Raw genomic sequence first — 25,424 nt, forward strand, 5'->3', positions numbered from 1 at the left:
TTTCTCCTTGGTAATTAGCGGGATCTAGGCAGGCAGCTTCGGTTTCTTGTGCTAATCTCAAGTTCATTGTGACGGAAAAATGGGCATGATCCTGCTCGTGAATACGCGCAATCTAGAGTAATGGCTCTAATAAAAACAATGGGTTAAAGAGCAAAAGCTCTAATAAAGTTCGATACATGCAAGCAGCAATTAAGTAGAATGCGAGCGTTCCACATCCGGACTAATACTTTGGTCTTATGGTCGTGGTAAAAGAACAATACATAAGTAACAAGTAGGACGAATTTTCTATGAATTATTTCCTGACAGGTGGCACCGGTTTTATCGGTCGTTTTTTGGTAGAAAAGCTGTTGGCCCGTGGCGGTACGGTGCACGTTCTGGTGCGGGAACAATCCCAGGGCAAGTTGGTTGAACTGCGCGAGCGCCTAGGTGTAGATGAGAGTCGCATCAAGGCCGTCATTGGCGATTTGACCAGCAACAGTTTAGGTATCGATGGCGCCGCCATGGAAGCTCTGGAAGGAAATGTTGACCACTTCTTCCACCTTGCTGCTGTGTACGACATGAGCGCAGACGAGGAAGCTCAGGCTGCAACCAATATTGAAGGTACCCGTGCGGCAGTTCAGGCTGCCGAAGCGATGGGCGCCAAACGTTTCCATCACGTATCTTCTATAGCCGCCGCTGGTCTGTTCAAAGGAACCTTCCGGGAAGATATGTTCGAGGAAGCTGAAAAGCTTGAACACCCGTATCTGCGTACCAAGCATGAGTCTGAGAAGGTGGTGCGTGAAGAGTGCAAAGTTCCGTTCCGCATTTACCGCCCAGGCATGGTGATTGGCCATTCCGAAACAGGCGAAATGGATAAGATCGACGGGCCTTACTACTTCTTTAAGATGATCCAGAAGATTCGTAATGCGTTGCCGCAGTGGGTTCCGACTATCGGTCTGGAAGGCGGCCGACTAAACATCGTTCCAGTGGATTTCGTGGTGAACGCCATGGATCACATCGCGCATCTGGACGGCGAAGACGGTAACTGCTTCCACTTGGTGGATTCAGAGCCTTACAAAGTGGGCGAGATTCTCAATATCTTCTCTGAAGCCGGCCATGCACCACGCATGGGTATGCGCATTGACTCCCGGATGTTTGGGTTTATTCCGCCATTCATTCGTCAGAGTGTGAAAAGCCTGCCGCCGGTAAAACGCATCACCGGTGCGCTTTTGGATGATTTGGGCATTCCGTCTTCGGTCATGTCTTTTATCAACTATCCGACCCGTTTTGATACTCGTGAGCTTGAGCGAGTACTCAAAGGTACAGATATCGAAGTTCCGCGTCTGCCGAGCTATGCGGCCGTGATCTGGGATTTCTGGGAGCGTAACCTCGATCCCGATCTGTTCAAAGATCGTACCCTGAAAGGCACGGTTGAAGGCAAGGTGTGTGTGGTAACCGGCGCAACTTCAGGTATTGGTCTGGCAACGGCTGAGAAGCTGGCAGAAGCTGGTGCGATCCTGGTTATTGGTGCTCGAACCAAAGAAACGTTGGATGAAGTCGCGGCACAGCTTGAAGCCAAAGGCGGCAACATTCACGCTTACCAGTGCGATTTTTCCGACATGGAAGACTGTGACCGCTTTGTTAAAACAGTGCTGGACAACCATGGGCACGTGGACGTGCTGGTTAACAACGCCGGTCGTTCCATTCGCCGCTCGTTGTCGCTGGCGTTTGACCGTTTCCACGATTTCGAGCGCACCATGCAGCTGAACTACTTTGGCTCTGTGCGTCTGATCATGGGCTTTGCGCCAGCCATGCTGGAGCGTCGTCGTGGTCACGTGGTGAACATTTCGTCTATCGGCGTGCTGACTAACGCGCCCCGTTTCTCGGCTTACGTAGCTTCCAAATCGGCGCTGGATGCCTTCAGTCGTTGTGCGGCAGCGGAGTGGTCGGACCGCAATGTGACGTTTACTACCATCAACATGCCGTTGGTGAAAACGCCGATGATTGCGCCAACCAAGATTTACGATTCCGTGCCGACTCTGACGCCAGAAGAAGCTGCACAGATGGTGGCTGATGCCATTGTGTACCGTCCGAAGCGTATTGCCACCCGTCTGGGCGTGTTTGCTTCGGTACTTCATTCGTTGGCACCGAAGGTGGGCGAAATCGTCATGAACACCGGTTATCGGATGTTCCCGGATTCAGCCTCGGCTGCGGGTACCAAGACAACCGAAAAGCCGAAAGTGTCTACAGAGCAGGTAGCGTTCGCAGCCATCATGCGTGGCATTCACTGGTAAGGTGAATCGCAGTGCAACAAAAAACCCGCCTTGTGCGGGTTTTTTGTTGGCTTTAAATAATGCCTTTTACGATTACTCGTCGTGACTGGTGACCGGGGGCGGCGGGAAGCCTCCCAGTTCCTGCCAACGATTCACAATCCCGCAAAAAAGGTCCGCGGTTTTCTCGGCATCGTAAGCGGCAGAATGCGCTTCTTTGTTATCAAACGGAATCCCGGCCAGTTTGCACGCTTGCGCCAGAACGGTATGGCCGTAGGCCAGCCCCGCCAGGGTGGCGGTATCAAACGTCGAAAACGGGTGAAAGGGATTGCGCTTGATGTCGGCGCGCATAGCAGCGGCGAAGACAAAATTGTGGTCGAAGGTGGCGTTATGGCCAACCAGTACGGCTCGCTTGCAGTCGAAGGCTTTGACCGCTTTACGGATCGGGGAGAATATCTCACTCATGCCTTCGCGCTCAGGAACGGCTTCTCGCTCGGGGTCCCACGGGTCGATGCCTGTGAAGTCCAATGCGGATTGCTCCAGATTGGCACCCTCAAACGGGTCGATTTGCTGAAGATGAGTCTCGCCACGGTGTAGCATGCCGTCTTCATCCATGGTCAGCATTACAGCTGCGATTTCCAGTAGAGCGTCTCTTTCCGGGTTGAAGCCGGCAGTTTCGACATCTACCACAACGGGCAGAAAGCCTCGGAAACGCTGAGACATAGGGTGAAGCGGTTTGTTTTCGTCAGACACGCGAACTCCAATGTTCGTGTTGTAAATTAAATGGTGATCAAGCCATGCGCCAGTGAACGGTTTCACCAGCTTTTAACGGCACGATGGTTCCGTCTGCGAGCGGCAGTTGCTCTGGCATGGACCAAGGTTCGCGCACCAGAGTAATGGTGTCGGTGTTCCTTGGTAAGCCGTAGAAGTCCGCACCGTTGAAGCTGGCGAAGGCTTCCAGCTTGTCCAGAATGCCCAGCTCTTCAAAAATTTCCGCATACAGGCCGATAGCACCGTAGGCGGAATAGCATCCGGCACAGCCGCATGCGGCTTCTTTTTTGTCGCGAGCGTGTGGGGCTGAATCGGTACCCAGGAAGAAGCGAGAATCTCCGCTGGCCACGGCTTCCCGTAGGGCTTCCTGATGTTTATTACGCTTGAGGATGGGCAAACAGTACAAGTGCGGGCGAATGCCGCCGACCAGCATGTGGTTGCGGTTGTACATCAAGTGTTGCGGTGTCAGCGTTGCAGCAAGGTTGTCACCGGTATGGCGGCGTACAAACTCGGCAGAGTCTGCAGTGGTTATGTGCTCCAGAACCACTTTCAGTGCCGGGAAGGCTTCCAAGGTGGGCGCTAAAACGCGCTCCAGAAAGACTTTTTCCCGATCGAAAATATCGATATCAGCATCGGTGACTTCACCGTGCACCAACAACAGCATGCCGCACTCAGCCATGGCTTCCAGCACAGGATAGATGTTGCGAATGTCCTTGACACCTGAGGCTGAATTCGTGGTGGCGCCAGCAGGGTAAAGCTTTGCCGCCACAACACCCGCTGCTTTGGCTTCGCGGATGGTTTCCGGTGTCGTGCTCTCAGTGAGGTAGAGCACCATCAGAGGCTCAAAGCTTGTGCCATTTGCGGCCGCCAGAATCCGTTCCCGATAGGCCGTTGCGGATGCCGCATCGGTTACCGGTGGTACTAGGTTCGGCATGATGATGGCGCGGCCGAAGCAAGCGGCAGTCGCCGGTACAACACTGTTCAATACATCGCCATCACGAACGTGCAAATGCCAGTCGTCCGGGCGGGTGATGGTCAGTTGTTTGGTCATGAGATATTCGCCAAGCAGCTCTAAAAATTTTGCAAATTATATCAGAAGGCCGTCACGAATGTTTTCGATCTGAATGTGTTTCTGGGGCTCAAGTATTGTTCAAGGCTGCCGATACTCAATAAGAGAATGAGTTAACGGGTGTCGGGGCGTTTCTATGGTGATGTTAAAGCGCAGGTCTACAGAAAAGGAAGTCGCTACCTTAGCGAGCGTACTTCTGTTGTGGACGTTTGCATCCCCGGCTTCGGCATCCAGTTATGGGGCCGGTATTGAGAATAGCCGTTGGTACCTTTCGGAATCGGTGTTCGAATGCTCATTGGTCCATGAAGTGCCCGGATTTGGGCGCGCGGTTTTTAGTCATCGGGCGGGAGAGGACCTGGCGTTCTACCTGGAATCCACCGTCCCGGTGATGAAGCCCGGTAGAGGACGGCTCGTGGTAGAAGCGCCTGTTTGGCGCCCTGGCGTAGCACCTCGGCCCGTTGGCACCGTAAGTGTATCGGACGGCCAGCGCTCTGTTAGCGTTGGCGCTAGAGAGGCCAGCATGATGGCTCAGGGTTTGCTGCAGGGTATGCAACCCACTCTGACCCGGGCATCCCGATATGATCAGGGCCCCGTGAGAGTCTCTCTTTCGAACGTGAATTTTTCGGCGCCATATTCGGACTATCTGCAGTGTGTAGCGGGTCTATTGCCGGTGAACTATGACCAAATTCGCCGCTCTCGTGTACCTTTTGCCAGCGGTGGCGCAGTGCTTTCTGAGGCAGATCGAACGCTGTTGGATAACATCGTGACTTACGTGATGGCTGATTCCACGATCGAGCGCATTTTAGTGGATGGCCATTCGGACAGCGTGGGGAGTCGGATTGATAACCGTGCACTGTCAGAAGAACGGGCGAACGTTGTTGCGGAGTATTTGGTCGCTCAAGGCCTTGATGAAGACCTGCTGATTGTCCGCAGTCACGGAGATCAGTTCCCGGTATCGCGTCGCCACCGGGATAACCGAAGGGTGACGATTCGTTTGCAGCGGCAGGGGGAGCGCCCTGAGTTTCAGCAGGCGAGCGGAAGCGGCGACAAGTTTTCTGGCTAAGCCTAACCCTAACCCAGACTAATAAACCGAGTTCAAAACCTCGAGGTGAGCGGTCACGCTTTCGCCTAGCGCCCTCAAATGATACCCGCCTTCCAGCGTTGAGATCACTCGATCGTTGGCATGATCATGAGCCACACTTACGATCATCTCGGTCAGCCAACGATAATCCTCTGTTTCCAGATTCATTTCCGCCATCGGGTCTAGCCTGTGGCCGTCAAAGCCTGCCGATACTAGAACCAGTTGCGGGCGAAAATCTTGAAGTTTTTTCAGCCAAGTCGCTTCCACACGTTTGCGATATTCCGCAGATGAGCAATTCGCTTCAATCGGCGCATTGATGATGTTGTCAGGCTGGCGGTGCACATGGCTGTGGGGATACAGCGGGTGCTGGAAGCTTGAACACATCAGTATGCGCTCGTCACCACTGACGATGTCTACGGTTCCGTTGCCCTGGTGAACATCGAAATCGATGATGGCAACCCGCTCAAGTTGATGGAAGTTGAGGGCCCGTAACGCCGCCAGAGCAATGTTGTTGTAAAAGCAAAATCCCATGGATTTTGTGCGTTCGGCATGATGCCCCGGAGGTCTTGCACAAATAAACCCGTTGGTAACCTGACTGCTCATGACCATATCAACGGCTTGCACATTTCCTCCGGCGGCCAATCTGGCGGCCCTGAGGGTGTCAGGCATCAGCGAGGTATCCGGATCGGTAAACACCCGGCCACGGGTGGGTGACATCAAGTCGAGTTGTTGCAGGTAGGACTCGGGGTGGACCATCAGCAACTGGTCACGAGTAATTTCTTCAGGCCTTACCCAATCGAGTTTCTCTTGAAGCTCGGAGTCAGCAATGTGTGCCAGAATGCTTTTAATGCGTTCCGGGCTTTCCGGATGCTCCGGGCCCATGTTGTGTTTCAGGCAATCATCGTGGGAAAAGAATGCGGTGGTCATGCTGAGAGTCTAAGCCTGAGTCCGGTTGCTATTATTGTCATGTTAACAAGGATGTGAGGTAGATGTGGGCTACTTTCGTCTAATAACCGGCGGGTAACCGGCAGGATAGTCGATTTACATCAGGAAATACCGATCTAAGATAAGGTATACATTGATAAGTAACCTGTTTTATTGAGATTCTTATCTACGTTGCCGCCGCTTGGATCAGGGAGAGTTCTCTTGAGTACCCGTTATTTGGAAAGTTTGTTCAATCCCGAATCCATCGCTGTCATCGGTGCTTCCGAGCGGTCAGATAATCTGGGTGGCATGGTTTTGCGGAACATGCTGGGTGGCGGTTTCCCCGGTCGTATGGTGGTCGTAAACCAGAGCTATTATGACAACGTTCATGGTGTCCCTTGTGTCGCGAAAGTGTCGCAACTGGATTTCACACCCGATCTGGCCATTGTCTGCACCCCGCCCCATACCGTTCCCAAAATGATCCGAAAGCTGGGCGAAAGCGGCGTTCGAACGGCCATCGTGATGACCGGTGGTATGTCTCGTACCCACAGTAAAACCGGCCAGCCTTTAATGTATTCGGTGCGCGATGCGGCAAGAGAAACCGGGATACGGGTCTTGGGGCCAAACACTATTGGTTTGATGGTGCCAGCGCGGCACCTGAACGCTACCTACGCGCACATGGGGGCAATTCCTGGCCGCGTGGCGTTTATTGGCCAGTCGGGCACAATCGCCAGTTCGGTACTGGATTGGGCGTTCGCTCGAGGCGTGGGCTTCTCCTACTTCCTGACGCTGGGCGATGGTATGGATATCGATCATGACGATCTGATTGATTATCTCGCACAGGACAGCCAAACCCGAGCCATCTTGTTACATATCGAAAGCATCCCCAATCCTCGCCGGTTTATGTCGGCCGTTCGGGTCGCCTCACGCACCAAACCGGTTATTGCGGTTAAATCCGGGCGGGTGCCCGAGTCGGAATGGATTCCCCATGAACTTCCCGCCGGAGTGTCTCACAGCGATCCTGTTTATGACGCGATGCTGCAACGAGGTGGTGTGCTGCGGGTTGATGGTTTGGGGCAGATGTTTGATGCACTGGAAACTCTGACCCGTATGCGGCCCTTGAGACGGGAATCCTTGGCTATTATCGCGAACGGCGTTGGCCCCGGAGTGCTGGCGGTTGACCGGTTGTCGCACCTAGGCGGCGAGTTGGCTGAGTTATCGGATACAACCGTTAAAGAACTTGGGGAGTTGTTGCCGCCCTATTGGACCCGGAAGAACCCCATCGATTTGAACTACGATGCGTCGCCTGAGCTATACGGCAAAGCGGTCAAAATTCTCGCCAAAGATCCGAATATTGCGAACGTTTTGGTGATGTACGCGCCCACGCTGGTGCAGGACAGCCTACAGATCGCCGATGCAGTGGTGCAGGCATCGAAAGGTACGCGGCTGAATATTTTCACCTGTTGGCTAGGCCAGAGTACGGTGATGGATTCCCGCGAGGAATTTTATCGTGCAGGCTTGCCGTCGTTCTTTAATCCGGAAAAAGCGGTTACCGCCTTCATGCAGCACGTGAAACATCAGCGTGTGCAACGGCTTTTGAGCGAAACACCTGAGTCGTTCACGGACCATTTCGCGGACAGAGCTAACACGCGCTCGCTCGTCGCCAAAGCCCTTCGGGACGGCCGTAAACATCTTTCCAGTCGCGAGGCCCGTCAGGTGATTCGGGATTATGGCGTTAATGCCATTGAAACCGTTTACTGCGATGATGTTGAGGAAGTACTGGAAATGTTTGCGGTTGAGCGCCGCCCAATTGATCTGACCATCGTTCATGAGCAGGTGTGTTATCCCTTCCTTGATCTCACCCCGACACAGAGCCGCTATAAGGGCACTATCAAAAACCTGAATAGCGAGCAGGCCATTATTGATGGCTGCCGGTTTTTGATTGAAGAGTATAAAGAGCATTTCCCCAATAGCGGCTTCTTGGGGTTTGGCATGCAGCGCTCCTACCAGCACATAGGCGGCATAGAATTCAGTGTGGGCATCACACGGGACGAGGTATTCGGTCCCTTGGTGGTGTGCGGTGCAGCGGGCGCCCAGATCAATATTACAACCGACCGTCAGATTGCGTTGCCGCCGTTGAATATGGTGTTGGCCCGTGAGTTGTTGCGCCGGACCTATATGTATAAGTTGCTGAAAGAACACAGCCTACGCCCGCAAGAAGACATACGGGCGGTGTCTGAAACGCTGGTGAAGCTGTCGCAGATCGTGATCGATATCCCTGAAATTCGTGGTTTGGAGATTTCTCCTCTGTTGTTCAATGAGCAGGGGGCTGTTGCGGTAAGTATTGCGATTGATCTGGATGACAAGCCGAGCCGGCCGATCATTCAGGCTTATCCGCGGGAACTCGAAGAATGGATTGTATTACCCAAGTCGGGCCGGCGGGTTATTCTTCGCCCTGTTCTGGCTCAGGATGAGCCTGCACATCGAACGTTCCATGAATATCAGTCCCCGGAATCCATACGGTACCGGTTCTTCCAGTATCGTAAACATTTCTCCCGGGAAGACGTTGCTCAGATGGTGCAGATCGACTATGACCGGGAGATGGTGTTCATTGCCAATGCCAAAAAAGAAAATAGTGAGCATGAGGAAACGCTCGGGACAGTGCGAATATGGACTGACGCCGATAATCTCCGCAGCGAGTTCGCAGTCATGGTCGATGACCGAGTGAAAGGCGAAGGGTTGGGGGTCGCGCTTATGCAAAAGATGATTGAATACTGTCGAAGCCGTGGGACGATGGAAATGGTTGGCAACGTGTTGCCGGAAAATCGACCGATGCTCCAGCTCGCTGAACATCTCGGGTTTGAGATCAAGTTTAACCCCATGGAGGAGGTTATGGATCTGCGGCTTGTGCTGAATGAGCCAGAAAAAGACTGGCAGAAAGAAAGGCTGAAAAAGCGGGAGCACTAACTCCCGCCAGTTCCAGCGGTTTGCGGCTTATTCTTCGACAATCGCGGAGCGATCTTCGCCGCCAAGGGCTTCCAGCAGACCGGGAATCATACGAGACAGTTCCAACGTCATGATGGTAAAGGCTGCATCGAACTTGGCCACGGCATCGTCTACGTCGACATCGTCCAATTGCTCCTGCAAAGTCTCACCAAACTTCAAGCGGCGAATGCCCAGCTCTTCATCAAGAACCAGATGCACGTTGTTGTCCCAGGTTACCGCCAGCTTGGTGACTTGCATGCCGGTTTCCAGGTGATTGCGGATTTCGTCGGCCTTAAGGTCCAGGCCTTTGCAGCGAACAACGCCGCCGTCTTCGGACGGGTCTTTCAGTTCGCATTCGTTGCCCAGTTCAATGGTCGCCGGGAGATCGATGGTTTCGGTCAGCCAGCCGGTAAAGGTAAACGCGGGTGCCTGCTCAACCACGGGTGGGCGCACGGGCAGTGAACCCAGAGTTTTTCGCAGCGTAGAGGCCAGGTCTTCGGCTTGCTTGGCTGAACTTGCGTCTACCACAAGAACACCGTCTTTCGGTGCCAGATAGGCGTAGCACCGGCGGTTGCGGGAGAATGCCTGGGGCAGCATTTCCAACATCACCTGCTCTTTAATTTCGTCCTTTTCTTTACGACGAACCTTCCGGCTCTGCTCCAGTTCAATGGCTTCAGCGCGTTCTTCTACGGCTTCTTTGACTACGGGGCCCGGTAGGATTTTTTCTTCTTTACGCAGGGCAATCAAGTGGTAGCCGTTGGCACTGTGCACCAGCAGTTCGCCGTGCTTGCCAAGTGGCGGAACCCAACCTTGGCGCATGGTTTCTTGGGGGCCGCAGGGATTGAACGCATCGGCTTGTAGTTTTTCTTCTAAAGCTTCGGCCGTAATGTCGAAGGGCTTGGTAAAACGGAAAACTCGGGCGTTACGAAACCACATTGGGGCTTAGTCCTTGCTAATTGTTTGGGGCGTTTCGGAGAAGGAGAGGGATGATACGGCTACCGGCAGGCAGCCGTAAAGTTACCGGTAGGGCATGTTCAGATTTGCAGAATCTCGACCACTACGGTTTTAACCACAAAGCCAATAACGCCGGTGCCGAGCACCGTAAACAATGCGATGGTGCCGAATTTGCCAGCCTGTGATTTTTTGGCAAGATCCCAGACAATGAACCCCATCCAACCAATAAGACCTGTCACCAGCACCAGCATGGCGATCTGGGAAAACACTGCTTCGTTCATGTTTGCTCCGATATCAACAGAAATGTACAAATGAGGATGTGTGATTAACCCTGTTCATCACGCAGGAAAACCCAGTTGTTTTTATCGGATTGTTCTTCACTGAAATAGTAACCATCCAGATCAAAGCTTTTAAGCTCTTCCGCTTGGGTGATGTGGTTTTGAATGGCGTAGCGGCACATCAAGCCACGTGCTTTTTTGGCATAAAAACTGATGATTTTGTATTTGCCATTTTTGAAGTCTTTAAACTGAGGTGTGATCAGCCGACCTTCAAGGTGCTTCTTCTGAACACTTTTGAAGTATTCATTAGAGGCTAGATTGATCAAGATCTGATCGTCTTCCGCCAGGAGGGCGTTCAGGCCTTCGGTCAGCTTGTTGCCCCAAAAAGCATAGAGGTCTTTGCCGCGCTGGTTCTCGAACTTGGTACCCATTTCAAGCCGGTAGGGCTGCATCAGGTCCAGCGGCTTGAGCAAACCGTAGAGGCCAGACAGCATGCGCAAGTGCTTTTGGGCAAAGGCGAAGTCGTCTTCGCTGAAGCTTTCGGCATCTAGCCCCGTGTACACGTCGCCCTTGAAAGCCAGAACAGCCTGGCGGGCGTTATCGGGCGTGAAAGGCATGTGCCAGTTGCGGAATCGGTCGGCGTTCAGCTGGCCCAGCTTGTCGCTGATACTCATCAAGTTGCTGACCTGATGGGGTTCCAACTCCTTCAGTTGATCAATCAGCTCGCACGCATCGTCCAGATATTCTGGCTGGGAGTATGTTTCCGTGGCCAGAGGGCTTTCGTAGTCCAGAGTTTTGGCGGGTGAGATGACCATCAACATATTAGCGGATCCTTTATTGCAAAAACGTGAGTAGCTGGGCTTGGGTAAAGGGCCAGCCGAGTTCTGCGCCGGTGTCTTGTCGGCGCAGTACTGGAATGCGAGTGCCGTAGCGTTCAACCAGCGCTTCGGACTGGGCGATATCGACCACATCCACAGGAATGGGTTCCGGCATGGGTGTGTTGACCAAGAGTGCTTCGGCCAGCTCGCACAGGTGGCAGTTCGAGGTGGTGTAGAAGAGCAGTTCCATTATTTCTTCGGCTGCGCGTCGATTTGCTGGCCGTTCACACCTTGGCTGTCTCTACCCATCAGGTAAAGGTAGACAGGCATGAGCTGCTCTGGATCCGGGTTTTTCTGTGGGTCTTCCGCCGGGTAGGCCAACACTCGCATTCCTGTGCGGGTCGCACCGGGGTTCAGGCTGTTTACGCGAATGTTATTGCGTTCATCGTCCAGCTCGTCGGCTAACAATTGTGAAAGCCCTTCAATGGCGAACTTGGACACGGCATAGGCCCCCCAGTAAGCGCGAGCTTGGCGGCCCACACCGGATGAGGTAAAGATCATGGAAGCCGCATCCGACTGTCTCAGCAGAGGAATCATGGCTCGACTAAGCATGAAAGGTGCCGTGGCGTTGACCTGCATGACCTTATTCCAGGTTTCCGGGTCGTACAGTTCCACTGGGCTGCGTGCGCCGAGAATGCCGGCGTTATGGAGCAGGCCGTCGAGCCGCCCGAAGTTTTCTTCGATGGTCATAGCCAGCTCTTCGTAGTCTTTCATGGCTGCGCCTTCGAAGTTCATCGGTACCAGCGCAGGCTGAGGGTGCCCGGCGGCTTCGATTTCATCGTAAACTTCTTCCAGTCTGGACAGAGTCCGTCCCACTAGAATGACGGTGGCACCGTGAGCCGCGTAGGCTTTTGCAGCAGCACGGCCAATGCCGCTACCGGCTCCGGTTACCATGACAATGCGGTCTTTTAGAAGATCGGCGGGTGCCTGGTAATCATGCATAACCTGTCTCCGTTGTCGGGCATATGCCGGCCGGGTTGCGGCCGGTGAGCGAAATAATTTGAGCGCTATTGTAACAGCTTTGCCAAGTCGCTGACGGTATCGGCGATGGCATCGGCTTGCCACAGATCAACCGTTTCCGGTTCTTCAATATAACCGTACCTGACGGCAATGGTGTACATGCCCGCGTTGCGACCGGCTTCGATGTCACGCACGTGATCGCCCACGTAAATGGTCTGTTCCGGGACCGCATCGATTTCTTTACAGGCCAGAAACATCGGTTCCGGATGGGGTTTGCGCTCGGCCACGTGGTCCGGACAGACCAGTGTCGCGCAACGCTCCTGCAAGCCAAGCGCCTCGATCAGTGGGGCGGCGAATCGCAAGGGCTTATTGGTGACGATGCCCCACGGGATGCCTTTTGCTTCCAGCCCCAACAGCAATTCATCCATCCCTTCAAACAGGGTGGTTTCTACCGCTACGCCGGCTTCATAGAGGTCAAGGAAGGCGGTGTGTTTATCCAGGTAGCCGTCTTGTTCCGGCTCCAGGTTAAATCCCAGCCGAACCATGGCTCGGGCCCCATTGGATACCGAGCGGCGAATGTGCTCTGGAGGGAGTGGCTCCAAATTGTGGTGTTGGCGCAACTGATTCAGGCAGCGGATGAAATCTGGCGCTGTGTCGATCAGAGTGCCGTCGAGATCAAACAGGACCGCTGACGGTTTGCGTTCAGTCTTCACGGATATCCTTGGCGTGCATCAAATAATTAACGTCCACATCACGACCGAGTTTGTAGCTTTTGGTGATCGGGTTGTAGGTCATACCGGTGAGTTCCCGAATGTCGAGCCCGGCCTGGCGCAGATAGTCCGACATTTCCGAGGGACGGATGAACTTGTTCCACTCATGAGTGCCCTTAGGGAGCATGTTCATGATGTACTCTGCGCCCACAATGGCAAATAAGAAAGACTTGGGGTTCCGGTTGATGGTTGATACAAACAAGTGCCCCCCCGGGCGTAACATGGCGGCGCATGATTTAATGACCGAGGCCGGATTCGGTACATGCTCAAGCATTTCCAAGCAGGTAACGGCATCGTACTGGCCGGCATGCTCGGGATCTCTAGCCAGATCTTCGATGGTGGTCTGGCGATAATCCACTTTGACGCCGGATTCCAGACCGTGCAATTTCGCGACTTGCAGGGGCGCTTCACCCATATCAATTCCGGTGACGTGCGCGCCGCGAAGGGCCATGCCTTCGGACAACAAACCGCCGCCGCAACCTACGTCTAGCACGCGTTTCCCTGCCAGTGAAACTCGCTCGTCAATAAAGTTCAAGCGCAGGGGGTTGATGTCGTGCAGTGGTTTGAACTCACTGGTGGGATCCCACCAACGGCTGGCGAGCGCCTCAAACTTGGCAATCTCTTTCTGATCTACGTTCTGGTTGCTCATGCTTGCCCCTGAGAAAAATTAACTGAGAATATGTTTTTGCCAATCACGGACCCGAAGCATCAGGTCCGGCACATCAATTCGGGTTAACCGGCCATCTTGCAACTGAGGCACGCCATGAATCCAACTGTGGCTGACGGCTCTACCGTGGTTGCTGTAAATCAGGTGTGAGGCCGGGTCGTAGACGGGCTGAATGAACGGGTCGCTGAGGTCAACGGCGATCAGGTCGGCCAGTTTGCCGGCTACCAGCGATCCAAGTTCCTGGTCCCGACCGAGGGCACGAGCGCCATTCAGGGTCGCCATTTCCAATGCCTTGTGGGCCGACAGGGCGGTGGCGTCTTCAGCCACCACTTTGGCCAGCATGGCCGCGGTTTGCAGTTCTCCAAACAGGTCTAGATCGTTGTTGCTGGCCGCGCCATCGGTGCCGATGGTGACATTCATGCCGCGGTCGATGAGCGTTTGAACCGGACAGAGCCCGCTGGCGAGTTTAAGGTTAGATTCAGGGCAATGGACAATGTGCCCACCCGCCTGGCCGAGCAGTTCCAGATCGGCTTCATTCAACTGGGTCATGTGCACGTATTGGCTGTTGCTGCCCAGCACACCCAGGTTGGCCATGCGGGCAATCGGACGTTTGCCGGATGCTTTCAACGCTTCGTCTACCTCAAAAGCCGTTTCGTGCAGGTGCATCTGGATGGCTGCGCCCGTTTGCTCCGATAATGCCACTGCCGCGGTTAAGGGGGCATCCGAAACGGTGTAGGGTGCATGGGGGCCGATAGCTGGCATGATGAACGCATCACCGCGCCATTGGGCAATCAGATCAGCGCCTTTCGCCAGATACTCGTCCGGGCCAGAACCCCACATGGTGGGCATGTCCATCAGCGGAAAGCACACCTGTGCGCGCATGCCGGTGTCATGAGCCGCTTGGGCGGTGGCTTCCGGGAAGAAGTACATGTCCGAAAAGGTGGTGGTGCCGGTGCGCAGCATTTCGGCCATGGCCAGTCGGCTGCCATCCACGACGAACTGCTCACACACAAATTGTCCTTCGGCCGGCCAGATGTGTTCGTTCAGCCAGGTCATTAGTGGCAGGTCGTCGGCCATGCCACGGAATAGGGACATGGCGGTGTGGCCATGTAGGTTGATCAGCCCGGGGAGTACCACATGATTCGGAAGATCAATGGTTTCCCGTGTGCGGAATTTTTGGTCTGCGTCCGTTTGGGGTAGTACCGCTGCTATCTGGCTGCCTTGCAGAATGACGGCCTGGTGTTCCAGTACAACGCCAAAAGGTTCAACGGGGATCAGCCAGCGGGCATTAATCCGGATATCGGCTGCGATGATGGTGTTTGCCGTCATTAACCTGCCTTGGAGGGTCGGGGGCACAGAGTCTGTATGCCGGGAAATTCAACTGGGAAGTATAGCGAGCCGCCACCGGCAGAACTACCCCGCTTGTCGTGCCAATGGAGGTATAAACCCGCAAGTAACACGCTATACTGCGCTTTTTTACGTGTGCAATCGGAGCAGATGATGGAAAATTCCACAGACCAACGATCTTTGGGTACACAACCGGTGCGCTGGCACGGCGACAGCTTGGAACTTCTGGATCAGCGGTTGTTGCCTACCGAGGAGCACTGGATTACGGCAGAAGGGGCGTCGGCTGTTGCCCAGTGCATTACCGATATGGTGGTTCGTGGTGCGCCGGCTATCGGCATCAGTGCTGCTTATGGCGTCGCCTTGGCTGCGCGTCATGCCGGTGGCAGCGAAAATTGGCAGGTTGAAGTGAGGCAGGCGATTGATCAGTTAGCGAAATCGCGGCCGACAGCGGTGAATCTGTTCTGGGCACTGCAGCGGATGGAAAAGGTCTTTCTGGCCTGCTCTGAGCTGGATGAGGCCGTCGAACGACTGGCCGCTGAAGCGGTTTTGATTCATCAGGAAGATATCGCCGCCAACTTGGCAATGGCAGACCATGCGCTTGATGTGATGAACCTGGAGCAAGCGATTGGGGTGTTGACCCACTGCAATACGGGTGCGCTGGCTACGGGGGGATACGGCACAGCCCTTGGCGTAATTCGGCGGCTGCACGAGCGCAACCTGCTAGAGAAAGTGTATGCGGATGAAACCCGGCCTTGGCTTCAGGGCAGCCGTCTGACGGCCTGGGAACTAAGCCGTGACGAGATTCCTGTGACCTTGAATGCCGATGGCGCAGCCGCAGCCATTCTGGCCAGCGGCAAGGTGAGTTGGGTCGTTGTTGGCGCGGATCGGATTACCGCCAACGGGGACGTGGCGAACAAAATCGGTACCTACAGTCTGGCGGTATTGGCCCGGTATCATAATGTCGGATTTATGGTCGTCGCGCCTTCCAGCACGGTGGATATGACTTTGCTCGAGGGCGCTCAGATTCCGATCGAAGTGCGCGAAGGCACGGAGGTTCGGGAGATTCGCGGGATTCCGCTGGCACCTGCCGGTGTCGAGGTGTTTAATCCTGTATTCGATGTGACGCCGGCAAGCCTGATTGATGCGATCGTGACCGAAAAAGGGGCGGTGCTGAAGCCGGATCTTGCCGGCATGAAAGCGTTATTTTCCTGAAGACGGCTCTGAGTCTTCGGGATTGCGGGGCTGAAGGCCGGCTTTCAGTTCCGCCATTTCCATTTCTTGCTGCTCGACGAAGTGCATCGACATTTCAAAGCTGTTGCGGGTGAACTCCAATACCTTCTTGAAGCCCTCGTCCGACAGGTTTCGTGCGTTGTCATGGCGGCGGAAGATGTTGATGAACTCCCGCTCACGCTCAAACTGCAACGGAATCCGGCCAATACCCCAGTCGTTCAGTATCTGCCAAACCTCGGGGTTGTAGTTCCGCGTGGTGCGCATGATGAAGGGGATCGGGTCGTTTCTGGCAATCAGTGCCGCAAACCGTAGGATCAGTTCGAAGGAGAGCGTGGCGGTGCCATTCTCGATGGCTTCCAGCAGAGACTTGTCTTTGAGGTTCAGTGCTTCGCTCATTTCTGAGAGCGTAAGCCCGGCCACTTCCCGAATGTCTTTGAGGGATTGACCGGCGGCCAGCATGGTCCTGAGTTGGTCCTGAGAGTTGACAAGCACCCGACCCACCTTGAGCGACGTATCCGTTGCGCGGGCACCAAGCTTAAGCGCTGAGCCGGTAAAACCGACGATGCGGTCCAGAATCCGGTCTGATGATTTGGCTCGGGCATCGGGGGCCGGCGCCATGCTCTCCGCTTCCTCCATCGACCGCATGGCGTGTAATGCATCGAGCAGCATGCTCTGGAATACCTGAGCTTTTTTGAGGTTCTCTCGTTGACCTCCTGAGGGTGCCTTTTCGGACATGCTTCTATGGAACCTCAGTTTTTACAGCAAATTGTGTGGGCGTAAGAATGGAGGCCATGCGCTGATCCAGTTCGAGCAAGTCCGCCATGATGTGGCCGCCCTCACGGATTATGAAATCCAGTTCGTCGTCTGAGCTGTCTGGGTTCGCTACTTGCTCATCCTGCCACTCTTCCAGATCCTCCGGTGTTTCGAAGGGGGCTTCTCCGCGAAGCTCACGGCGAGCGTTGGCGATGGTGAGGCGGGTGCTTTCAATCTGGTTGTGGTGCGCTGTGCGCTCGTCAAGATTGAGGCTGACATAGTCAATCTGGCGCTGCTGGTTCAGGAAGTTGATTTCCTTTTGCAGCAAGCTGAATTCCGGACTGGTATTGAAGCGGTCGTCGTGCCGAGTACGGAGTTCATCAATCACGCTGCTGAAATCGAAATAACGAGTGTGAGGCACGGCCTCGATCTGATCCCAGGGCAGAGCGTGGTCCAGCGCATCCTCGCCGATTCTCGATTTATCGATACGGGAAGGTATTTCGATGTCGGGAATCACGCCCTTGTGCTGGGTTGATCCGCCAGACACCCGGTAGAACTTGGATTGGGTGATCTTCAACTGGCCGTGGTTCAGGGGGCGTACAGCCTGAACCGTGCCTTTGCCAAAGGTTTGGGAGCCAACCACCAAGCCGCGGCCATAGTCTTGTATGGCGCCCGCAAAAATTTCGGAAGCGGAGGCACTCATACGGTTCACCAGAACCACCAGTGGGCCATCATAGCTAACGGTTGGGTCTCTATCGTCCAGAACCTGAACATCGTTGTTGGCGTTGCGGATTTGTACGGTTGGCCCTTTGTCGATAAACAGTCCGACCAGATCGTTGGCCTCGTGCAATGCGCCGCCACCGTTGTTACGCAGGTCCATCACAATGCCGTCAACACCGTCGCGCTTGAGCTCGTCAATCAATTTGCGAACGTCTCGAGTGGTGCTCTTATAGTTCGGATCGCCAGCTTGCATGGCTTGGAAGTCGGCGTAAAAGGTCGGAATGGTGATCACGCCGATGTTATAGGTTGCACCGATGCGGTCCAGTTGAATGATGTCTTTGCTGGCGCTTTGTTCTTCCAGTTTTACTTCATCACGGTTGATGGCAATGCTGCGCGTGATGGTTTCATCTGATGCGTTTGCGGGGATGACTTCCAGTGTCACAGTGGAATTGCGCGGGCCGCGGATAAGATCGACCACCTCATCAAGGCGCCAGCCAATCACGTTCACTGGCTTCTTGTCTTCCTGAGCAACGGAGACAATGCGGTCTGCAGGCTGAAGCTGACCTTGCTTGGATGCCGGACCACCCGGAACCAGACGAACGACTTTGGTGTACTCATTGTCTGATTGGAGAACCGCGCCGATACCTTCCAGAGACAGGCTCATGTTGATGTTGAAGTTCTCTGAAGTGCGCGGAGAAAAATACGAGGTGTGCGGGTCCCACATGCCGGTAAAGGCATTCATGTACGCTTGGAAGGCGTCTTCGCTCCGGGCCTGATAGGCGCGCTTGAGCTGGCCGTCGTAGCGGCGCATCAAGGTTTCTTCAATTGCCTCGTCGTCAGTGCCATTGAGGCGCTGCGCCAATACGGCATTCTTGATGCGTTTGATCCAGAGTTGGTCCAGAGCCGCTTGGTCGGACTCCCATGGAGCCTCTGAACGATCAACCCGGATTTTTTCGTCGGCGCTGAAATCCAGCTCTGATACGCCGGCGCTAATAATCTCTTTGGCAAACTTCAGTCGTTCGATGATCCGCTGCTGAACCAGGTTGTAGATATCGAATCCGGGTTGCAGCTGTCCGGTTTTTAGTGCGGACCCTAAACGGCCTTTGACTTTGCTTAACGCGTCAATGTCTTGTTGTGTCAGGTAAATGCGCTGGCTGTCGAGGTAGTTGAGGTAGGCATCAAAAACATCGCCAGAGAGTTCATCACTGATGCCGAGGTCGCGGAAATGAGTGAATTGCAGTTGGCGGGCAATAAGAATGTTAGCCCGCGCCTGATCAATGGTTGGGGAAACCGGTTGATAGCTTGCTGGTTCTTCAATCTTTGCGTGCAGGCCTGACAAGCCGGGGACAAGCAAAGCAAGGCCTAACGCGGCACTCAGTCCAGCAACTTTCAATAAGGAGGACCGGTGGTTACGCGTAACGGCTTTTTCCGCAATGGTCATATAAGCATACCTGGCGATACTGGGTTGTTTTATGCCTGTCGAGTCTACTGACAGTGTTATTTACCCGTGACTAGTCAATTTATTGTAGGCAACTGCTACATCCGTTGCCATAGGCTAGGCGCAGAGCTTAGTGACAATATGTCCATATAGGTTGCAGTTTAACCCTTTGAATGCATTGTGCGGGCAGTAATGGGGGAATGCGACCGGAGGCGTAACCTCCGGCCGGAAGGGGCTTAAGCGAATATGTCGTTTTTCTCCGCTTTTTCCAGTAGCAGTGCGGGGGGAGTGAACCGTTCACCGTATTGCGCGGCCAGTTCTTGGGCGCGTTCTGCGAAGTCACGGACGCCGTATTGGTTTACGAACTGAATGGCGCCGCCGGTCCACGGCGCGTATCCAATGCCAAAGATGCTGCCAATGTTGGCGTCTTCCACAGTGCGCAAGACACCTTCTTCGAGGCAGCGGATGGTTTCTATCGCCTGAATAAACAAAAGGCGGTCTTTCAGGTTCTGAAGGTCTACGCTAGGTGCTATTTCCCGGTTAACAAACAGATTCTCCAGTTCGGGCCAGAGGTATTTCTTGCCCTTTTCCGGATACTCGTAGAACCCGGCGCCAGCCGCTTTACCCTTGCGGTTATGGGTGTTGACCATGGCATCGATAACGGCCTCCGCGGGATGCGGTTGCCAGGTTCCGCCGGCTGCTTCGGTGTCTTTCTTACTTTGCGCCCGAATGTGTTGCATGAGGGTCATGCTGACTTCATCGGATATCGCCAGCGGGCCAACTGGCATGCCGGAAAGCAGTCCAGCATTTTCGATGCTGGAAGGGTGAATACCCTCGGCGAGCATGCTGATGCCTTCGTTGACGAAGGTGCCAAATACCCGGGAAGTGAAGAAGCCTCGGCTGTCGTTGACGACAATCGGGATCTTGCCAATTTGCTGCACGTAGTCGAAAGCGCGGGCCAAGGTTTCATCGGATGTTTTTTCGCCGACGATAATTTCCACCAACTGCATTTTGTCCACCGGCGAGAAGAAGTGCAGGCCGATGAAGTGATCCGGCTTGGCGGAAGCTTCTGCCAGTTGGGTAATGGGGATGGTCGAGGTGTTGGATGCGAAGATACCATTGGCCACCATTTTCGGCTCAGCTTCTTGAGTAACCTTGGCTTTCAGGCTGCTGTCTTCGAACACGGCTTCAATGATGAGGTCGCAGTTTTCCAGGTCGTCAGCGGAGGCTGTCGCCGTAATGCGGCTCAAAACAGCTTCTTTTTCGGTTTCGGTCATCCGGCCGCGGCTGACCTTCTTGGCTAACAGTTTTTCGGAATAGCTTTTGCCTTTTTCAGCATTTTCAATCGTTACATCTTTCAGTACCACGTTGATGCCGCGGGTCGCTGTGGAGTACGCAATGCCAGCGCCCATCATGCCAGCGCCCAGAACACCCACTTTTTTGAAGGATGCTTTGTCGACGCCTTGGGGACGGCTGCCGCCGGCCTTGATGGCGTTCAACTGGAACCAGAAAGTATTCGTCATGTTTTTCGCGACTTGGCCAGTGACCAGTTCGGCGAAATACCGGGTCTCGATCATGCTGCCGTTATCGAAGTCTACCTGAGCACCTTCCACAGCAGCAGCCATAATCCGCTCTGGCGCCGGGTAGCAACCTTTGGTTTTCTGGCGCAGCATAGCCGGCGCGATGGCAAGTTTTTGCGCCATGGCGGGGTGGTGTGGTGCACCGCCGGGTAGCTTGTACCCTTTTTTGTCCCACGGCTGCTGGCATTTGGGGTTGGCTTCGATAAATTCCCGAGCTTTGCTGATCAGCTCTTCAGGGAAGCTTGCCAACGCATCGATAATGCCGGCTTTTAACGCTGCTTTCGGACTCAGCTTCTTGCCTTCCATCAGCAGCGGGAAGGCCGCTTCCAGTCCAATCATGCGAGGCAGACGTTGGGTCCCGCCGCCGCCGGGAAGCAGGCCTAGCGTGACTTCCGGTAGGCCGAGCTGAGTACGGTCGTTATCGAGTGCTATGCGGTGGTGACAGGCTAGGGCAAGTTCCAAACCGCCGCCCAAGGCCGTGCCATTGATGGCGGCAACCACAGGCTTTCCGCACGTTTCCAGAAAGCGCATGCTGGCTTTCAGTCCGTCCACCATGGCTTCAAATTCAGCTGCCTGGTCGCGGGTTACCTTGTGTAATTCGTTAAGGTCACCACCGGCAAAGAATGTTTTCTTTGCGGAGGCAATTATGATGCCTTTGATCTTGTCCAGATCACCTTTTACCTTGTTGACGGTATCCGTCAGCGCAGCGCGGAATTCGGCGTTCATGGTGTTGGCGGACTGGCCGGGCATATCGATGGTGAGGGTTAGGATCTGGTCTGAACCCAGGTCGTACTTAATGGCTGTCATGATGTGTTCCTTAATCGTGAAAGTGGGCTCAAACGCGCTCGATGATGGTGGCAATACCCATGCCGCCGCCGACACACAGCGTGGCCAGGCCGTAGCGCAGTTCACGGCGCTCGAGTTCATCGAGCAGGGTGCCGAGTATCATGGCGCCGGTAGCCCCGAGCGGGTGCCCCATGGCAATGGCGCCGCCGTTGACGTTCACTTTCTCGTCCGGAATGGACAGTTCTTTTTGGAAGCGCATCACCACTGAAGCGAAAGCTTCGTTCACTTCAAACAGATCGATTTGGTCTGCGGTCAGTCCTGCTTTTTTCAATGCTTTAATGGCGGCGGGAGCCGGGCCGGTCAGCATGATGGTGGGGTCGGTGCTGGTGACTGCCGTGGCGACAATGCGGGCGCGGGGGTTCAGGCCGAGCTCTTTGCCTTTGGCCTCGCTACCGATCAGTAGGGCGGTTGCACCGTCTACAATGCCTGATGAGTTGCCAGCATGGTGGACGTGATTGATCTTCTCGACGTAGTGGTACTTTTCACGGGCCACGCTATCGAAACCCATTTCGCCCATCATCTGGAACGAGGGTTTGAGGTTGGCCAGAGACTCTACCGTGGTGTTGCCGCGCACATGTTCATCGCGGTCCAGAATAACGACACCGTTTTGATCTGTTACGGGAACAATGGACTTGGCGAAATAACCTTTTTCCCAAGCGTTAGCGGCTTTCTGCTGAGATTTCACCGCAAAACCATCGACATCTTCACGGCTAAAGCCTCCCAGAGTCGCGATCAGGTCAGCCCCGATGCCTTGGGGCATAAACCCGGTTTCGAGGTTGGTGGCGGGGTCGGTCGCCCATGCGCCGCCATCAGCGCCCATGGGAACTCGGGACATGGCTTCCACGCCGCCTGCAACCACCAGATCTTCCCAGCCTGAACGCACTTTCATCGCGGCCAGATTCACGGCTTCAAGGCCCGAGGCGCAGAAACGATTGAGTGTTACCCCGGCGACTTTTTCATCCCAGCCAACGGCCAGAGCGGCGGTTTTGGCGATGTCCGCTCCCTGGTCACCAACGGCGGTCACACAGCCCATGACAATGTCGTCGACGTGCGCGGTATCCAGTTGATTGCGCTCCCGGAGTGCTTCAAGCACGGTGCCCAGTAGGGTGACGGGTTTGACGCTGTGCAGTGAACCGTCTTTTTTGCCGCGCCCGCGTGGGGTGCGGACTGCATCAAAGATATACGCCTCGGTGGACATGCTTGTTCCTCTGTTCGTTGTTTTTAGAGATGGGTCAGTGCTCTAACCATAGCGGTTATTGCGTGCAGGTAGTAATGACAGTGCCTGCCAAACCCATTGGCCTATTTGCTCAGGAAGAGTGGTGTGGCAGAAACAAAAAATCCCTGACTGGGTATCCAGTCAGGGATTTCGAGGGCTGTGATCACGGGGTTGTGATCAGCTGGTTTGTGTGAGGCTGGTTAATGCCTGATTCAGGCGTTCTGCATTCTCAGGTGAAGTATCTTCAACCTCTGGGTGCAGGCACCAAAGTGCAACCAGCTTCTCAAGCTCCTGAGTCGGGGAAGCGTTATCCGTGCTGCCCATGCCGTCACTGAGACGTTGCACCTGAATCTCCATACGTCGGGACTGATCTTGTTCCGGTGTTGGAGTGCCCGTCAGAATTTCAGCACGGATAGCCAGATCACGACCGTTGATCGGGCCAGTGGCTTTGGCCAGGTTAAACCAGTGTTTAGGCGCAGCTTCGTCAGAAAGCTTTTGCTCAACTTTGCCACTAACGAAAGCTTGCCAGTCGGTTACGGTTTGCTGGAACTTTTTGATCTCGGCCGCCCGGTTGAGCTGCTGCTTTAATTGCTGCACTTGCTCTTTGATGGCAGGTGACAAGGGCTCGGCAGCCAGTGGCCGGAGGGCCTCCCGTGCTTCGTTCAGCATCGCCTCGTCGGTTTCTGAGTCTATGGCCTGATACTTGCCCAATACTTCTTGTGCGGCTTGATCGGCCAATTGGCTGGCTTGTTGCTGTTCGGTGCGCTGGGCATCGCGACGAGCAAAAATCTGATCGCAGGCTTTGCGGAACGCCTGCCACATTTTACGGTCTTCGCGGTGCCGGGTGATGCCAATGCTGGTCCATTCCGTTTGCAAGGCTTTAGCTTGATCCATCGCTTCTTGGAGGGGTTCATGGTTACTCAGCGCCTGAGCTCGCTCAACAATCGATTGTTTCAAGGCTTCGTTCTTTTTTCGCTCCTCGTCTAGAGGCTGCTCTAGTCGCTTCAGCAGTTCATCATACTGCTTTTGCACCGATCGATTGTTTCGGAAGTCAACGGGCCAAGCTTCTTTCCATTCCTGTCTTGCGGTTTGGTAAATCCGCTCGATGGCCTTCCAGTCAATAGATGCCCAGTCGGCGTTTTCGAGGAACTTGGACAGTTCATCGCAGATCGCCTTCCGCTTATCCAGATTCGCCTGCTTCAGATCAGACTTGGCTTCGAAATAGGCTTTGCAGGGTTCGTAAGCGTGGTCTGAAGCTGCCTTGAATCGGGTCCAAAGGGTTCGGTCTGAAGAGCCACCCAGGTTACGCCACTCGCCTTGCAGCTCTTTGATCCGCTCCGCTTTTGCTTCCGGATCCATTGGCTGCTCAGCAAGGTATTCCATTTGCTCGCATAGGGCGATCTGCTTGGGTTCGGTTGCAAAGCCTTGCCAATCGCTCAGTTCGCGGAACTGGCCGGTCAACAACTGCATGCGTGCTTGCAGGTTCTGCCGAGTGGAGTGGTCCAGCTGCTGAAAGAGGTTTTGAGTAGTCTTGAACAGTTGTTTGGACTCTTTGAACTGACGAGCCTCGAGCGCAGCTTCCAGTTCGGGCAGTGTACTTTTTAGCTTGCTCGCAATCTCTTGCTGTTTTTCGCGCTGGCTTTCGTTGTGTTTCGGTGCCGGTTGTTTGCCGGTGAGCTTACGGACCTGAATGACGCTGCCTGGTTGGGGGAAATCGGCAGGCCATTCCAGCTGTTGGAGCAGCTCGGTAGCTTGTTTTCTGTGTTCGTCTGAGGCCTGACCAGACTCGACTACCTGTGCTAGCGCGCTAAGTGTGTCTTTTTCCTGCGACAGCCAGCGGATGGCATTCAAATAGCTACGCAGGGCCTGCATTTGCTGTTCGTAAGTTTTTTGCTCGCTCTTATCGACAGTTGTGTCCCGAGTCGCTTCCAGCCAACGGTTCTCTTGCGTTTTCTGCAGGGCGTCGAGCGCTGAAGGCGAGGGCGGTTGGTTGGCGTCCTGTGCTTTCAGGTCGGCAAGCGTGCCTTTAAGCAGGTCTAGGGTTTCAGTTCGCTGGCGAGCCTGTTCTTGCTGGCGAGCTTCTTCCTGTTGCGCTTCTTCAATCTGATGTAGGCGTTTCTGGCATAGGTGCACGGCTTCCAAAAATTGTTGAGCCTGCTCTGAGCTTGCATCACCATTGACGGCTTGCCACTGCCCTTGCAATGCTTCGAGGCGCGCTTTGAACAGTTTGGTGTTCTCACTGTTTGCCTGGTCTTTTGCTAGTGCTATCAGGTCGCTGATGCGTTGTTGAGTGGCCGCTTCTTTGGCTTGCTGCTCACGCAAGCGTTGAAGTGATTGCCGAACCGTCTGGTAAACGCTTTTGTCCCGCCCTTTTGAATTTTTTTGCACGTGTTGGAGCAATTCTTCGTCCTGCAAACCTTTTGCAGCTTCGAGTCTGATAGAAGCCGTAACGCCCTCTACTGCGAGCTTCGCTAAGACGGATTGCTCAGGGCTGTTTGCAAGCTGTTGTTGCTGAGCTTCCCGAAGCTCGTTGCGTTGGTCTACTTCGGCAGGCTGTTTTACTTCAGGCTTTACCTGAGGTTTAGAACTGGAGGTCGCTTTTGTCTTGCGGGACTTGAACAGTTTCTGAATAAATGCAGCCATAAAAGGTATCCTTCGGGATTGAAACCAGTCTGCGGTGGCGGCAGAGTGCACACCACCGGCCATCG

At 54.5% G+C, this 25,424-nt stretch carries 20 protein-coding genes; 4 read left to right on the plus strand and 16 right to left on the minus strand.

Annotated features, from left to right (window positions below):
• Positions 1–287 precede the first annotated feature (287 nt).
• Complete coding sequence (locus tag ACNQ6O_RS05475) at positions 288–2,273, plus strand: SDR family oxidoreductase (protein ID WP_418052214.1); 1,986 nt, start codon at positions 288–290, stop codon at positions 2,271–2,273.
• 72 nt (positions 2,274–2,345) lie between these two features.
• Here the strand turns inward: ACNQ6O_RS05475 and rnt are convergent, their stop codons facing one another.
• Positions 2,346–3,002 carry a ribonuclease T gene (rnt, locus tag ACNQ6O_RS05480; RefSeq protein WP_418052215.1) on the minus strand — a complete coding sequence of 219 codons (657 nt, stop codon included), beginning with the start codon at positions 3,000–3,002 and terminating at the stop codon, positions 2,346–2,348.
• 37 nt (positions 3,003–3,039) lie between these two features.
• Positions 3,040–4,071 carry a dihydroorotase gene (gene pyrC / locus ACNQ6O_RS05485; RefSeq protein WP_418052216.1) on the minus strand — a complete coding sequence of 344 codons (1,032 nt, stop codon included), beginning with the start codon at positions 4,069–4,071 and terminating at the stop codon, positions 3,040–3,042.
• A 154-nt stretch (positions 4,072–4,225) separates the two neighbouring features.
• Between pyrC and ACNQ6O_RS05490 the strand changes: the two genes are divergently transcribed.
• Positions 4,226–5,152, plus strand: a complete 927-nt coding sequence (locus ACNQ6O_RS05490; protein WP_418052217.1) for a flagellar protein MotY — start codon at positions 4,226–4,228, stop codon at positions 5,150–5,152.
• Between the two features lie 18 nt (positions 5,153–5,170).
• Here ACNQ6O_RS05490 and ACNQ6O_RS05495 read toward each other — a convergent pair whose 3' ends face one another.
• Positions 5,171–6,097, minus strand: coding sequence for a histone deacetylase family protein (locus tag ACNQ6O_RS05495; RefSeq protein WP_418052218.1), 927 nt, complete (start codon positions 6,095–6,097; stop codon positions 5,171–5,173).
• 219 nt (positions 6,098–6,316) lie between these two features.
• On the opposite strand from ACNQ6O_RS05495, the gene ACNQ6O_RS05500 reads away from it, so the two are divergent.
• Positions 6,317–9,061 (plus strand): GNAT family N-acetyltransferase, encoded by a 2,745-nt coding sequence (locus tag ACNQ6O_RS05500; RefSeq protein ID WP_418052219.1) that lies wholly within the window; start codon positions 6,317–6,319, stop codon positions 9,059–9,061.
• A gap of 27 nt (positions 9,062–9,088) precedes the next feature.
• Here the strand turns inward: ACNQ6O_RS05500 and rdgC are convergent, their stop codons facing one another.
• The 8 genes from rdgC to ACNQ6O_RS05540 form a co-directional block, all read right to left on the minus strand.
• Complete coding sequence (rdgC, locus tag ACNQ6O_RS05505; RefSeq protein ID WP_418052220.1) at positions 9,089–10,015, minus strand: recombination-associated protein RdgC; 927 nt, start codon at positions 10,013–10,015, stop codon at positions 9,089–9,091.
• A 98-nt stretch (positions 10,016–10,113) separates the two neighbouring features.
• The gene (locus ACNQ6O_RS05510; RefSeq protein ID WP_418052221.1) at positions 10,114–10,314 is read right to left on the minus strand and encodes a DUF2788 domain-containing protein; all 201 of its coding nucleotides are present in this window, start codon (positions 10,312–10,314) and stop codon (positions 10,114–10,116) included.
• A gap of 44 nt (positions 10,315–10,358) precedes the next feature.
• Positions 10,359–11,132, minus strand: coding sequence for a peroxide stress protein YaaA (gene yaaA / locus ACNQ6O_RS05515; RefSeq protein WP_418052222.1), 774 nt, complete (start codon positions 11,130–11,132; stop codon positions 10,359–10,361).
• A 13-nt stretch (positions 11,133–11,145) separates the two neighbouring features.
• On the minus strand, positions 11,146–11,379 hold the full coding sequence (locus ACNQ6O_RS05520) for a glutaredoxin family protein (protein ID WP_418052223.1): 234 nt from the start codon (positions 11,377–11,379) through the stop codon (positions 11,146–11,148).
• Positions 11,379–12,131 (minus strand): YciK family oxidoreductase, encoded by a 753-nt coding sequence (locus ACNQ6O_RS05525; protein ID WP_418052224.1) that lies wholly within the window; start codon positions 12,129–12,131, stop codon positions 11,379–11,381. Before ACNQ6O_RS05525 ends, ACNQ6O_RS05520 begins: the two co-directional genes overlap by 1 nt.
• Positions 12,132–12,196: 65 nt before the next feature.
• The gene (locus ACNQ6O_RS05530; RefSeq protein WP_418052225.1) at positions 12,197–12,862 is read right to left on the minus strand and encodes an HAD family hydrolase; all 666 of its coding nucleotides are present in this window, start codon (positions 12,860–12,862) and stop codon (positions 12,197–12,199) included.
• Positions 12,852–13,568 (minus strand): bifunctional 2-polyprenyl-6-hydroxyphenol methylase/3-demethylubiquinol 3-O-methyltransferase UbiG, encoded by a 717-nt coding sequence (ubiG, locus tag ACNQ6O_RS05535; RefSeq protein WP_418052226.1) that lies wholly within the window; start codon positions 13,566–13,568, stop codon positions 12,852–12,854. Before ubiG ends, ACNQ6O_RS05530 begins: the two co-directional genes overlap by 11 nt.
• An 18-nt stretch (positions 13,569–13,586) precedes the next feature.
• Positions 13,587–14,915: a TRZ/ATZ family hydrolase gene (locus tag ACNQ6O_RS05540; protein ID WP_418052227.1), complete on the minus strand. Its 1,329-nt coding sequence runs from the start codon at positions 14,913–14,915 to the stop codon at positions 13,587–13,589.
• Positions 14,916–15,083: 168 nt separating this feature from the next.
• Here ACNQ6O_RS05540 and mtnA point away from each other — a divergent pair, with 168 nt between their 5' ends.
• Positions 15,084–16,145 (plus strand): S-methyl-5-thioribose-1-phosphate isomerase, encoded by a 1,062-nt coding sequence (gene mtnA / locus ACNQ6O_RS05545; protein ID WP_418052228.1) that lies wholly within the window; start codon positions 15,084–15,086, stop codon positions 16,143–16,145.
• Here the strand turns inward: mtnA and ACNQ6O_RS05550 are convergent.
• From ACNQ6O_RS05550 to ACNQ6O_RS05570, 5 genes are all read right to left on the minus strand, one after another.
• Entirely contained in the window at positions 16,134–16,898 is a 765-nt protein-coding gene (locus ACNQ6O_RS05550) for a helix-turn-helix domain-containing protein (protein WP_418052229.1), read from the minus strand. The two genes, mtnA and ACNQ6O_RS05550, sit on opposite strands and share 12 nt — an antisense overlap.
• Positions 16,899–16,902: 4 nt before the next feature.
• Complete coding sequence (locus tag ACNQ6O_RS05555; RefSeq protein WP_418052230.1) at positions 16,903–19,077, minus strand: carboxy terminal-processing peptidase; 2,175 nt, start codon at positions 19,075–19,077, stop codon at positions 16,903–16,905.
• A gap of 233 nt (positions 19,078–19,310) precedes the next feature.
• The gene (locus ACNQ6O_RS05560; RefSeq protein WP_418052231.1) at positions 19,311–21,461 is read right to left on the minus strand and encodes a 3-hydroxyacyl-CoA dehydrogenase NAD-binding domain-containing protein; all 2,151 of its coding nucleotides are present in this window, start codon (positions 21,459–21,461) and stop codon (positions 19,311–19,313) included.
• Between the two features lie 28 nt (positions 21,462–21,489).
• Complete coding sequence (locus tag ACNQ6O_RS05565; protein WP_418052232.1) at positions 21,490–22,698, minus strand: acetyl-CoA C-acetyltransferase; 1,209 nt, start codon at positions 22,696–22,698, stop codon at positions 21,490–21,492.
• A gap of 195 nt (positions 22,699–22,893) precedes the next feature.
• The gene (locus tag ACNQ6O_RS05570; protein WP_418052233.1) at positions 22,894–25,359 is read right to left on the minus strand and encodes a DUF349 domain-containing protein; all 2,466 of its coding nucleotides are present in this window, start codon (positions 25,357–25,359) and stop codon (positions 22,894–22,896) included.
• Positions 25,360–25,424 lie beyond the last annotated feature (65 nt).

The sequence above is a fragment of the Marinobacter sp. SBS5 genome, from assembly GCF_048285575.1.
In the GTDB taxonomy this organism is placed as follows: Bacteria; Pseudomonadota; Gammaproteobacteria; order Pseudomonadales; family Oleiphilaceae; genus Marinobacter.